The organism is Inquilinus limosus, assembly GCF_051487185.1.
Taxonomy (GTDB): domain Bacteria; phylum Pseudomonadota; class Alphaproteobacteria; order DSM-16000; family Inquilinaceae; genus Inquilinus; species Inquilinus limosus_F.
In genome coordinates, this window is the sequence record NZ_JAHVDK010000015.1 from 90908 (window position 1) to 102550 (window position 11643).

Annotated in this window: 13 protein-coding genes; 3 read left to right on the forward strand and 10 right to left on the reverse strand. The window is 70.7% G+C overall.

Annotated features, from left to right (window positions below; genetic code table 11):
- The 6 genes from KXR53_RS18415 to KXR53_RS18440 form a co-directional block, all read right to left on the reverse strand.
- The gene (locus KXR53_RS18415) at positions 1-1665 is read right to left on the reverse strand and encodes a heparinase II/III family protein (protein WP_437376706.1); all 1665 of its coding nucleotides are present in this window, start codon (positions 1663-1665) and stop codon (positions 1-3) included.
- A 3-nt stretch (positions 1666-1668) separates the two neighbouring features.
- Complete coding sequence (gene rpe, locus KXR53_RS18420) at positions 1669-2334, reverse strand: ribulose-phosphate 3-epimerase (protein ID WP_437376707.1); 666 nt, start codon at positions 2332-2334, stop codon at positions 1669-1671.
- Between the two features lie 106 nt (positions 2335-2440).
- Entirely contained in the window at positions 2441-3388 is a 948-nt protein-coding gene (locus KXR53_RS18425) for a sugar-binding protein (RefSeq protein ID WP_437376708.1), read from the reverse strand.
- Positions 3389-3432: 44 nt separating this feature from the next.
- Positions 3433-4461: an ABC transporter permease gene (locus KXR53_RS18430; RefSeq protein WP_437376710.1), complete on the reverse strand. Its 1029-nt coding sequence runs from the start codon at positions 4459-4461 to the stop codon at positions 3433-3435.
- Positions 4461-5201: an ATP-binding cassette domain-containing protein gene (locus KXR53_RS18435; protein WP_437376711.1), complete on the reverse strand. Its 741-nt coding sequence runs from the start codon at positions 5199-5201 to the stop codon at positions 4461-4463. The genes KXR53_RS18430 and KXR53_RS18435 overlap by 1 nt, the downstream gene beginning before the upstream one ends.
- Before the next feature lie 113 nt (positions 5202-5314).
- The gene (locus tag KXR53_RS18440) at positions 5315-6667 is read right to left on the reverse strand and encodes an RsmB/NOP family class I SAM-dependent RNA methyltransferase (RefSeq protein ID WP_437376712.1); all 1353 of its coding nucleotides are present in this window, start codon (positions 6665-6667) and stop codon (positions 5315-5317) included.
- A 65-nt stretch (positions 6668-6732) separates the two neighbouring features.
- Here KXR53_RS18440 and KXR53_RS18445 point away from each other — a divergent pair, with 65 nt between their 5' ends.
- Positions 6733-7203, forward strand: coding sequence for a MaoC family dehydratase (locus KXR53_RS18445; protein ID WP_437376713.1), 471 nt, complete (start codon positions 6733-6735; stop codon positions 7201-7203).
- A gap of 21 nt (positions 7204-7224) precedes the next feature.
- On the forward strand, positions 7225-7776 hold the full coding sequence (locus KXR53_RS18450) for a hypothetical protein (RefSeq protein WP_437376714.1): 552 nt from the start codon (positions 7225-7227) through the stop codon (positions 7774-7776).
- Between the two features lie 4 nt (positions 7777-7780).
- Here KXR53_RS18450 and KXR53_RS18455 read toward each other — a convergent pair whose 3' ends face one another.
- Positions 7781-8500, reverse strand: a complete 720-nt coding sequence (locus KXR53_RS18455) for an HAD family hydrolase (protein ID WP_437376715.1) — start codon at positions 8498-8500, stop codon at positions 7781-7783.
- 8 nt (positions 8501-8508) lie between these two features.
- On the reverse strand, positions 8509-9147 hold the full coding sequence (locus KXR53_RS18460; RefSeq protein WP_437376716.1) for a LysE family translocator: 639 nt from the start codon (positions 9145-9147) through the stop codon (positions 8509-8511).
- A 97-nt stretch (positions 9148-9244) separates the two neighbouring features.
- Between KXR53_RS18460 and KXR53_RS18465 the strand changes: the two genes are divergently transcribed.
- Positions 9245-10033 carry a GNAT family N-acetyltransferase gene (locus KXR53_RS18465; protein WP_437376717.1) on the forward strand — a complete coding sequence of 263 codons (789 nt, stop codon included), beginning with the start codon at positions 9245-9247 and terminating at the stop codon, positions 10031-10033.
- Between the two features lie 322 nt (positions 10034-10355).
- Here the strand turns inward: KXR53_RS18465 and KXR53_RS18470 are convergent, their stop codons facing one another.
- Positions 10356-11108: an SDR family oxidoreductase gene (locus KXR53_RS18470; protein ID WP_437376718.1), complete on the reverse strand. Its 753-nt coding sequence runs from the start codon at positions 11106-11108 to the stop codon at positions 10356-10358.
- 119 nt (positions 11109-11227) lie between these two features.
- Positions 11228-11512, reverse strand: a complete 285-nt coding sequence (locus KXR53_RS18475; RefSeq protein ID WP_437376719.1) for a hypothetical protein — start codon at positions 11510-11512, stop codon at positions 11228-11230.
- Positions 11513-11643: the final 131 nt, after the last annotated feature.

Here is an 11643-nt window from a genome sequence, read left to right on the forward strand (position 1 = left end):
CTAAGCCAGCCGCCGTTCGCGGCGCAGAATCCACTGCACGCCGGTGCTCTCCGTCCCGACCTCGCCCCAGATCACCACCTGGGTGGTCTTGCGGCGCTCGGTGCCGCGGCCGAGATAGATGCCTTCCTCCAGCGCCACCTCGCCGCCATAGCCGCGCAGCCGCCAGCCGTCGCCGCTGGGCAGGCGGATGATCACCGAGCTGCCGCCCTGCACCGGCGACAGCTGCAGCGCCGGGTGCAGGTGGAAGCGGATGGCGAAGGGCAGGCCGCGCGCGGCATCGGTCTCGGCGAACAGGATATCCTCGCCGCGCAGCTCGTCGCCGGAGGCCGACAGCTCCAGCCGGCGGCGATGGATCAGCCCCAGCGCCTCGCGATAGCCATCGTGCCAAGCGTCGATCAGCACCGAATGCGGCGTCTCCTGCCGGTCGACCTCGATGCTGCGCGGCCGCTTGCCGATGCCGGCGTCGCGCAGGATCTCGGCCGAATCGCGGCCGGCGACGCAAAGCGTGGAATGGGCCGGCGTGCCGCGCAGGGCGGTGTGCCAGGCGCTGTCCTCGGCGCTGCCGCGGCCGGGCCAGGCGCCGCAATTGACGATCATGCGCTCGCGCCCGACCGACAGCTCGAAAGAGAGCAGCCCGGCATGGGCGCCGTCGTCGACGCCGGCCGGCGGCGGCGCGCCGACATCCAGCAGCAGCAGGGTGCGGCCGGCCATCGCCCGCTCGAAGCCGCTGTGCCGCGCGCTCTTCGGCGCCCTGCCCTTGGAATCGGCCTGGGCCAGCACGGCGTCGATCAGCACCGGCTCGCCCTCCTGCGAATCGTTGAACAGGGCGAAGCCGCCGTCGCCGTGGCGGTACAGGCGCAGCGCCGGCGCCATCCGGTCGATCGCCAGATGCAGCGCGTCCGGCACATGCGCCTGGGCGGCGCGGAAGGCGGCGCGGATGTCGATCAGATGGCGCAGCACCGTCAGGTGGATCGCCGGGTTGCGCTGGATGTGCCCGCCATCGGGCAGGATCTGGCGCGGCAGGCACTTGCCGAGGATGCGCTGCGCCAGGTCCAGCCGCGGCCGGCCCTGGGGCAGGGCGACGGCCCCGTAGACCAGGCCGCGCACGGTCTGGATCTGGCGCGGGTCCATCGGGTCGCCGTCGGCGACGCGGGTCAGGTGGCGCAGCTGCCGCGACAGGCTGGCGAAGACCCGGGCCCGGAAATCGTCATCGGCGCTGGCGCAGAAGAAGTCGTGGGCGCCGAGCCAGCTGGCGATGCGCTGGCCCAGGATGTCCGGCTGCCATGTCAGCGGGTGCCAGCGGTCGTAGCGTTCGATCCAATGGTCGATCAGCCGCCGCGCCTGGCGCCGGGCCTGGTCGCCGCCCGCGGCGCGCAGGTCGCGCAGCCATTCGAAGCCGTGCAGTGCCTCGATGAAGGCGGGGGCGGCGCCGAACGGCTCCCACGGCGCGGCGGCCGCCGCCTCATAGGTCTGGCCGCCCAGCCGGTACTGGCCGGCGATCAGGGCGGCGCCGCGCTCGGCGTCGCCCGGCCAGGGATCGGGCGGCACCATCAAGAGGTCGCGCGGCCCCTTGCGCCCCAGCGCCACCGAGTAGAGCGGGTTCGAATAGGCGAACCGCGCCAGTTGGTCCTGGACGCTGCGGGTTATGGCGCGCGGATCCCGCATCGCTCAGCTTTTGCCGCGGAGGGCGGCGAGGTTGGCGGCGTAGGCCTTGGGCCCGCCGCGGAAGGCGGCGGTGCCGGCGACCAGCGTGTCGGCACCGGCGGCGATCACCCGCGGCGCGGTTTCCGGCGTGATGCCGCCATCGACCTCGAGGCGCACGTCGCGGCCGCTCTTGTCGATCATGGCGCGCAGCCGGGCGATCTTGTCGAGCTGGCTTTCGATGAAGCTCTGCCCGCCGAAGCCGGGATTGACCGTCATCACCAGCACCAGGTCGATGTCGCCCAGCAGCTCCTCGACCATGGCGACCGGCGTGCCGGGGCTCAGCACCACGCCCGGCGACTTGCCGAGCGAGCGGATCAGCTGGACGGTGCGGTGCGGGTGCGGCCCGGCCTCGGGGTGGAAGCTGATGCGGTCCGCCCCGGCCTCGGCGAAGGCCGGGATGTAGGGATCGGCCGGGCCGATCATCAGATGCGTGTCGAAGGGCAGGGCCGACCATGGGCGCAGCGCCTTCACCACGCTGGGGCCGAAGGTGATGTTGGGCACGAAATGCCCGTCCATGACGTCGAGGTGCAGCCAGTCGGCCTCGGCCTCGGTCATGGCACGGGCCTCCTCCCCCAGGCGGGCGAAATCGGCGGAGAGAATCGAGGGAGCGATCAGGACCGGCTTGACCATGATCGTCCTCATAACAACTGGCCGACCGCGTCACAACCGTGACGAAGCCGACAGTGACGAAGGACCGGCCGGGGCGTCGCGACGCCCCGGCCGCCCCCTGCGGGTTTTACTTCGCCTTGGCCAGGAACTCCTGAACGTTGTCCGGGGTCACCGTGTCGAGGCCGACATAGGTGATCTCGTCCACCTTCTCGCCCTTCTTCAGCTTCTGCAGGATCTCCATCGCCAGCGCGCCCATCTGGTAGGGCTGCTGGCCGATCAGGCCGTTGGCGTAGCCGTCGCGCAGCAGCTCCAGCTCCGACTTCAGCGTGTCGGCCGAGACCAGCACGACTTCCTTCGACGCCAGCTTGGCCTTGATCGGCTCGGCGAAGTTGCGGAAGGCGTCGGGCACGAACAGCGGCCAGCCGCCGACCGGCAGCAGCGCATCGATATCGGGATGCGCGGTCAGCGTGTCCTGCAGCTGCTGCACCGCCAGCGCCGCGTCGTCGTTGCAGTAGAGCGGCGAGCCTTCGACCTGGGTCCAGCCGGAACCCAGCCCGTCGATCACACCACGCACGCGGTCATTCAGATTGGCCGCGGCCGGACCGCCCGAGACCAGGGCGAAGGTGCCGCCGCTGGGCTTCAGCTTGGCGGCCATCTCGCCGATCGCCTTGCCCATGGCGTAGTTGTCGGTGCCGACGAAGGCCTGGCGCTTGGAGCCCGGCGCGTCGGCGTCGAAGGTGATGGTCGGGATGCCGGCCTCGACCGCCTGGTTGATGACGTTGGTCATGGCGTCGACATCGGCGACCGAGATCGCCAGCCCGTCGATGCCCTGGGTGATCAGGTCCTGCACGATCTGCGCCTCGCTGGCCGGCTCGTGCTCGACCGGGCCGATATAGACGCATTCGACGCCCAGCTTCTTGCCGGCGTCCATGCAGCCGTCGCGCGACAGGTCGAAATAGGGGTTGTTCATGGCCTTGGGCACCAGGGCGAAGCGCAGCTTGTCCTGCGCATTCGCGCCGCCCGCCAGGGCCAGGACCGCGCCGAGCGCCGCCGCGGCCAAAAGAAGCTTCTTCATAATGATCGTCCTCCCCTTGTTGAACTCGTTGCCGGTGCGGCGGCTCAGGCCGCCCGCCTGGACCGGATGCGGTCCAGCAGCACCGCCAGGATGATGAACACGCCGACGAAGAAATCCTGCCAATAGGGCTGCACGCCGCTCAGGATCAGACCGTTGCGGATCACCTCGATCAGCGCCGCGCCGGTGACGGCGCCGAGCGGCCCGCCGATGCCGCCGGTCAGGTTGGCGCCGCCGATCACCGAGGCGGCGATCACCCGCAGCTCGTACCCGACCGCGGTGTTGGCGGGGGCGGAGCCGAGCCAGGCCAGCAGCAGCACGCCGGTGAAGCCGGCGAGCGCGCTGCAGAACACATAGACCGAGATCTTGACCCGCTCGACCGGCACGCCGGTCAGCGCCGCCGCCTTCTCGTTGCCGCCGATGGCGAAGACGTGCCGGCCCCACTGCATGTGCCGCAGCAGGAACCAGATCATCACCCCCAGCACCGCCATGTAGAACAGCGACGGCGGCAGGATGCCGAAGATCGGGTCGTTGCCCAGCGTCCGGAACAGGTCCTTGGCCGGCCCGGCGGTGGGCGAGCCGCGGCCCTGGGTGACGACATAGACCAGGCTGCGGCAGACGCTGAGCATGCCGAGCGTGGTGACGAAGGGCGACAGGCCCAGCCGCGCGATCAACAGGCCGTTGACCAGCCCGACCACGCCGCCGACGGCGACGCCGGCCAGCACGCCGAAGGTGAGAGCCAGGCCAGGCCAGTCGACGAACAGCGGCCAGTCGGCGGTCCAGGTCATCGCCAGGCTGGTGGCCACGGCGCCGAGCGCCATCACCGACCCGACCGACAGGTCGATGCCGGCCAGGATGATCACCAGCGTCTGCCCCAGCGCCGCGATGGCGATGTAGGAGAAGTTCTGGGCGACGTTCTGCAGGTTGCGCTCGGTCAGGAACTTGTCCGAGGCGATGGTCATGACCACCATCAGGATCACCAGCGCCGCCAGGACGTAGGTGATCTGGGACGACATGATCCGGTGCAGCGGGCCCTGCCGCCGGATATTGTCGAAATTCATCGTCACCGTGGCCATCACGCCGCCTCCAGCGCGCCGGTGATCAGTCCCGTCACCTCCTCGGGCGAGCTGGCGGCGATGCGCTTGTCGGCGACCTTGCGGCCGCGGCGCATCACGATCACCCGGTCGCAGACCTCGAAGACGTCGGGCATGCGGTGGCTGATCAGGATCACGGCGATGCCGCTGTCGCGCAGGCGGCGGATCAGCTCCAGCACCTCATGCACCTGGCGCACGCTGATCGCCGCGGTCGGCTCGTCCATCAGGATCAGCTTGGCGTTGGCCAGGCGGGTGCGGGCGATGGCCACGGCCTGGCGCTGGCCGCCCGACATCAACCGCACCAGGTCGCCGGCGCGGGTCTCCGACTTCAGCTCGGCGAACAGCTCCTGCGCCCGCCGGTTCATGGCGCCGTGGTCCAGCCGCTGCAGCGGCCAGACGCCCTTCTTCAGCTCGCGGCCGAGGAAGACATTGGCGGCGGCGGTCAGGTTATCGGCCAGGGCGAGGTCCTGATAGACCACCTCGATGCCGGCCTCGCGGGCGTCCACCGGCTTGTGGAAATGCACCGGTTTTCCCTCCAGCAGCATCTCGCCGGAGGTCGGCGGGAAGTTGCCGGCCATGACCTTGACCAGAGTGGACTTGCCGGCGCCGTTGTCGCCCATCAGCCCGACCACCTCGCCGGGTTCGATCGACCAGCTGACGCCAGTCAGGGCATGAATCGCCCCGAAATGCTTGGCAATATCACGCAGCTCCAGAAGCGCCATCCGCGCCGCTCCTCCCCTGGTCCGGTAACCCGGTCTCGTTCGGGCGGCACTGTGAAAGAGAGCGTGGCAGAGCGCAATTGTTTTTGTCTGATTATTGGCTAAAGAGCCTGGACTCACGACCGCCGCTTCAGCCGGGCGATGTGGAAGCCGTCCAGGCCGCCGAGATCGGCCCAGTGGCAGGGCAGGGCGCGGACGTCGCCGGCGGGCGTCAGTAGCTCGGTCGACCCGCCCAGCTCCCACGCCGCCACCGGCAGGCGGGCCAGGCGGTCGTCCTCCGCCAGCAGCCGGTCGATCTGCACCTCGCCCTCCTCGGGCAGCAGCGAACAGGTGCACCAGATCAGGATCCCACCCGGCCGCACCAGCTCGACCGCACGGCGCAGCATGCGCGCCTGCGCCGCTGCCAGCTTGGCCACGTCCTCCGGCCCCTTCAGCCGGGGCACGTCGGGGTGCCGTCGGATGGTGCCGGTGGCGCTGCAGGGCGCGTCCAGCAGCACGCCGTCATAGGGGGCGGCGCCGGTAAAGGTCTCGGCATCCGCAGTGTGCAGCTCAGCGGCGAGGCCGAGTCGTTCCAGATTCTCCGCCACCCGCTTCAACCGGCGGCTGGAGCGGTCGATCGCCGTGACCGTGGCGCCGGCGGCGGCCAGCTGCGCCGTCTTGCCGCCGGGCGCGGCGCAGAGGTCGAGGATGCGCCGGCCTTCGACCGGGCCGAACAGCTTGGCGGGCAGGGCGGCCGCGGCGTCCTGCACCCACCAGGCGCCCTCGGTGAAGCCTGGCAGCTCCGGCACCATGCCCCCGGCCTCGCGCCGCAGCGTCCCGGTCGGCAGGATGCGGGCGTCGAGCTGGCCGGCCCAGAGCTCGGGATCGGCCTTGATCGAGAGGTCGAGCGGCGCCTCGTGCAGATGCGCCTCGGCGATGGCGGCGGCGGTGGCCTCGCCATAGGCGTCGGCCAGGCGCGACCACAGCCAGTCCGGCGTGTTCAGCCGGGCCGCGTCCTGGCCGGCCAGCAAGGCCGGGCCGTCCTCGGCCAGCCGGCGCAGCACGGCGTTGACCAGCCCCTTCATGCCGGCGAAGCCGGTCACGCCGGCCAGCTCGACCGAGGTGTCGACCGCGGCGTGGGACGGGGTTGCCAGGAACAGCCTCTGGGCCAGGCCCAGGCGCAGCACGTCGCGCACGATGGCGGCGCCGCGCGGCAGCGGCGTCTTCAGCGCGCCGTCGATCAGCGCATCGATCTGGCCGAGGCGCCGCAGCGTCGTGGTCAGGAGCAGGCGGGTGAAGGCGCGGTCCCGCGGTTCCATGCCCTGCAGGGCGAGATGAGAGTCGAGCGCCTCGTCGATCGGGCGCCGCTGCGCCAGCACGGCCCGCAGCAATTCGACGGCCGCCTTGCGCGTGGCCAATCCGGTGTCGGTCATGTGCGGGATGTAGACCATCGGAACCGGCCGGGCCAGTGTGTCGATTGGATGAAGCATCGATCCGGCGCTTCCGCGATCGGCTTGGCCGCGCCATGCTGGGGCGTACCAGGGAGATGACGCCGATGCCGCCGGACGACACCGCCACCCGCCGCCTCCATCTCGAGGACCTCGAGGTCGGGCAACGTTTCGGCTCGGGGACCGTCACGGTCACGGCCGAGGCGATCAAGGCCTTCGCCCGGGAGTTCGACCCGCAGCCCTTCCACCTCGATGAGGAGGCGGCGCGCACCACGTTCTTCGGCGGTCTCGCCGCCAGCGGCTGGCACACCGCGGCCCTGACCATGAAGCTGCTGGTCGGCAGCCCCTATCAGCCGGCCGGCGGGCTGATCGGCGGCGGCACCGACGAGATGCGCTGGCCGCGGCCGGTGCGCCCGGGCGACGTGCTGCGGGTGGAGAGCGAGATTCTGGAGATCCGGCCGTCCCAATCGCGTCCCGACCGCGGCCTGGTCAAGACCCGGATCACCACCCTCAACCAGGCGGGCGAGCCGGTGCAGGTCATGGTCGCGAACATGGTCGTGCCGCGCCGGCCGGCCTGATTCCGTGGAAGGGGAGTCCAAATGCCGCGCGCGACATCCCTGGCCACCATCGGCCTGATCCTCGCGACGTCTTTCGGAAACGCCGCGGCGGAGACGCCCCCCGGTTGGACGGTCGCCAAACCCTATCCGGACAATCCGTTGCAGACCGCGACCCTGGCCGGCACGGCCAAGGTCGGCGACCGCGCCTTGCCGGCCCAGTTGACCATCGGCTGTCGCCCCGATGCGGACATGACGACCAGCCTCGCGATCCCGCGGGCGCTGGGATTCGACACCGATCCTTTCGAGGGGCCCGGCGGCATCGGTGAACGCCAGAGGCGGCTGACCATCGCGCTCGCAGGCGATCGCTCGGCGCCGCGTCACGTCTCCGGCTGGTGGGGCGAGGACGAGGTGTTCACCTTCGGCTTTTCCTTGTCGAGGGAGGACGCCGAACGCTGGCTGTCGCAGCCGGGGCGGGGGCTGGCGGCCGAGATTCGTCCGCCCGATGCGGGCAAGCCCGCGCTGGCGTTCACCTTCCGGCTGCCGGACGATGCCGCGGGGCTGAAGCAGGTGGTCGGGCCCTGCGGCGTGCGGTAGCGCGTCAGCCGACCAGGCGGGCCACCAGTGGCGGCAGCTCGCGGATGCTGTCCAGAGTGTGGAAGCCGGGCGGCGCGATCTCGGGCCGGCTCACCGCCTCATGCGCCCAGGTGATGTGATAGGGGATGTGCACCGCCTGGCCGCCGAGGTCGAGCACCGGCAGGATGTCCGAGCGCATCGAGTTGCCGATCATCAGGAACCGCTCCGGCGGGGTGCCGCTGCGCTCCAGGATCCGGCGGTAGGTCGGCTCGTCCTTCTCGGCCACGATCTCGACCCGCTCGAAGCGGTCGGCGAGGCCGGAGCGGGCGACCTTGCTCTCCTGATGGAACAGGTCGCCCTTGGTGATCACGATCAGCCGCAGGCGCCCGGACTCGGCCTCCGGCGCCAGCGCGTCCAGCGTCTCGACCACGCCGTCGATCAGCTCGACCGGATGCTCCATCATCGCCTTGCCGAGGTCGAGGATGGCCCGGATCTCGGCGGCGCCGATGCGGCCGCCGGTGATGTCGATCGCGGTCTCGATCATCGATAAGGTGAAGCCCTTCACGCCGTAGCCGAAGATCGCGAGGTTGCGCGCCTCGGTCTCGAGCAGGGTGCGCTCGAGCGTCTCGGCGTCGGCCCAGGGCGCCAGCAAGGCGAACACCTTGGCATGCGTCTCCTCGAACACGGATTCGCTGTGCCACAGCGTGTCGTCGGCGTCGAAGGCGACGGTCAGGGGAGCGGGCATCGCGATCGTCAGCTCCGGCGGGCGGCGAAGCCGGTGATCGACTCGGCCAGCGCGTGCAGGGCGAAGCCGAGGAACAAGAGGCCGGAGGCGCGGACGAACCAGATCTCGTGCCGGCGGTAGAAGCCGCGCACCGCCGAGGCGCCGGCGACGCCGACCAGGATGACATAGGCGCCGACGGCGCCGAGGCAGGCGGCGGCGACCAGCGCCGGCAAGGCCGACCAGGACAGGCTGGTGGCATAGCTGGTGAGAAGGGCGGTGAAGGTCGCGACCGCCACCGGATAGCCCTTCGGGTTGGTAACGCCGAACACCAGGCCCCGCAGCAGCGGCTGCCGCACCGACGTGTCGATCGTTCCGTCGGAGCCGCGGCGCACGGTCAAGGCGGACCAGCCGAGCCACAGCAGATAGGCGCCGCAGATCAGCCCGAGCGCGTCGAACACCGCCGGGCCGATCACCTGGGCGCCGATGATCGCGGTCAGCGCCAGCGACGACCACAGCGCGTCGCCGACCAGATGGCCGCACAGGAAGGTGGCGCCGGCCCGCCGCCCCTGGCCGGCGGAGATGCCGAACAGGGCCAGCACCGCCGGCCCCGGCGAGATGCCGTAGGCAAAGCCGGCGAGGCCGGAGGCCAGAAGCAGGGTCCCGTTCACGAGTCCTCCGGGGATGACAGGGCTGCGGTCGCAACCGTCGTCAAAATCCGCCATAAGGGATGCCCAGGGCAAGCCCAGCGAAGCGAGCGAGGACGAGATGGACCAGGCGGAGATCCTGAAGCGCTTCGACGCCGAGATGCGGCGGGCCCCGGTCCCGGCCGACCCGGCCTATCGGGTCGAGCGGCTGGACGAAGTGACACGCTTCGTCGGCCCCGGCCTCGAGGCGCACGACAATTGCGTGCTGTGGAGCCGGCTGGATGCCGCCTCGGCGGATGCCGTGATCGCGCGCGAGGCCGCCTTCTTCGCCGGCCAGGGCCGGGCGGTGGAGTGGAAGCTGTACGGCCATGACACGCCGGCCGATCTCGGCCGCCGCCTGCAGGCCGCCGGCTTCGTGCCGGAGGAGTCGGAGACTCTGATGGTGCTCGACCTCGACGGCCCGCTGCCGCCGCCGGTCGAGCCGGAGGGCGTGACGATCGAACGGGTGGTCGACCCGGTGCGCTTCGGCGCCATCGACGACCTGATGGCCGCGGTCTACGGCGCCGACGAGGACTGGCGGTCGGAGGTGCTGGGGGCGGAGATCGCGGCGGCGCCGGACCGGCTGTCGGTCTATCTCGCCATGGTCGATGGCCACTGCGTCTCGGCCGGCTGGATCCGGTTCCATCCGGGCACAGCCTTCGCGGATCTGTGGGGCGGCGCCACCCGGCCGCATTGGCGCGGCCGCGGCATCTACCGCGCCCTGGTGGCGAAGCGGGCCGCCGAGGCCAAGGCCCGGGGCTTCCGCTTCCTCACCGTCGACGCCTCCCCCGAAAGCCGACCGATCCTGGAGCGGCTCGGCTTCCGGGCCCTGACCACGACGACGCCGTATGTGCGGGAGGCCGGAGTCTGACGGTTCGGTGCGACCAGAAAGGAATCGTCATGGCGAGCGAAGCGTGGCCATCCAGTCTTTTAGCCGCCGCTCCTAGTGGCGAGAGGCTGGATGGCCACGCCCCTTCGGGGCTCGCCATGACGTGTTTTGGTTGAAGCAGCGAACCCGGGCTGGCGGGACTTGTATCCCGACTTGATCTAGAGAGCAGGCCCATGTCCCCGAACCGTCATGGCGAGCGAAGCGTGGCCATCCAGTCTTTCAGCCGCCGCTCACAGTGGCGACAGACTGGATGGCCACGCCCCTTCGGGGCCCACGATGACGGCTTGAGTTTTCCGCAGCCCGCTCAGCCCCGGCCGATATAGGGCATGTTCGTCGCCATCACGGTGACGAACTGGACGTTGGCGTCGAGCGGCAGGGACGCCATCATCAGCACGGTGCTGGCGACATGGGCCGCGTCCATCAGCGGCTCCGGCTTGATCGAGCCGTCGGCCTGCGGCACGCCCTTGGCCATCTTCGACGCCATGTCGGTGGCGGCGTTGCCGATGTCGACCTGGCCGCAGGCGATGCCGTACTTCCGGCCATCCAGCGAGGTCGACCGGGTCAGGCCGGTGATGGCGTGCTTGGTCGCGGTGTAGGGGGCGGAGTTCGGCCGCGGCACATGCGCCGAGATCGAGCCGTTGTTGATGATCCGGCCGCCCTGCGGATCCTGGTCCTTCATGATCCGGAACGCCTCCTGGGTACACAGGAACGGGCCGGTCAGGTTGGTGTCGACCACCGCCTTCCACTGCTCGAAGGTCAACTCCTCCAGCGGCACGCCGGGGGCGCTGACGCCGGCGTTGTTGAACAGCACGTCCAAGCGGCCGAAGCGGTTCTTGGCGGCATCGAACAGGGCGCGGACGCTCTTCGGGTCGGTGACGTCGGTCGGCACCGCGAGCGCCTGGTCGGCGGCCGCGCCGGCCAGCCGGATCGTCTCCTCCAGCGCGTCCTGCCGCCGGCCGGCCAGCACCACCTTGTAGCCGTCCTTCAGGAAGGCCAGCGTCACCGCCCGGCCGACGCCCGACCCGGCCCCCGTCACCAGCGCCACCTTGCTTGCCATCTGCGTCTCTCCCGTATCGATCCCGGGGTCGGCAGCATCCGCCCCGCGTCCAGACGGACCCTAGCGATTATGTCCGACTTAGTCAGCCGGATTGCGCAGCGAGGCGGCGGACCGCCACCTCAGACCGCCGCCTGCAGCTCCTCCATGCCGTCGGCGACCGAGGCCAGCACGCTCTTCACCACGAAGATCTGGCCCAGCTTGCGGGCCACGGCCTCCCATTCCGGGCAGGCGTCGCGGCGGAGGGCGATGGTCACCCGCATCTCCTCGCCCTGGCGTTCGGCCGAGACCTGGTCGGGCACGATATCGCGCAGGCAGAACGGCTCGAGCAGGCGGGGCAGCAGGTTGGTGTCGGCCAGGCCGACCACGTGAAAGACGACCTGCGCATCGTCGCGGGTCATGGTCATCGTCTTCTCCCGGGGAAACGCGAACAGCAGCGGCGAGACCCCGGGGGAGCCGGCGCGGCCGGCCCGGGGCCTAGTGGCTAATTCGCAGGGAGCGCATGGTGACCATGACTCATGGTTAGCCGCTGGACCTC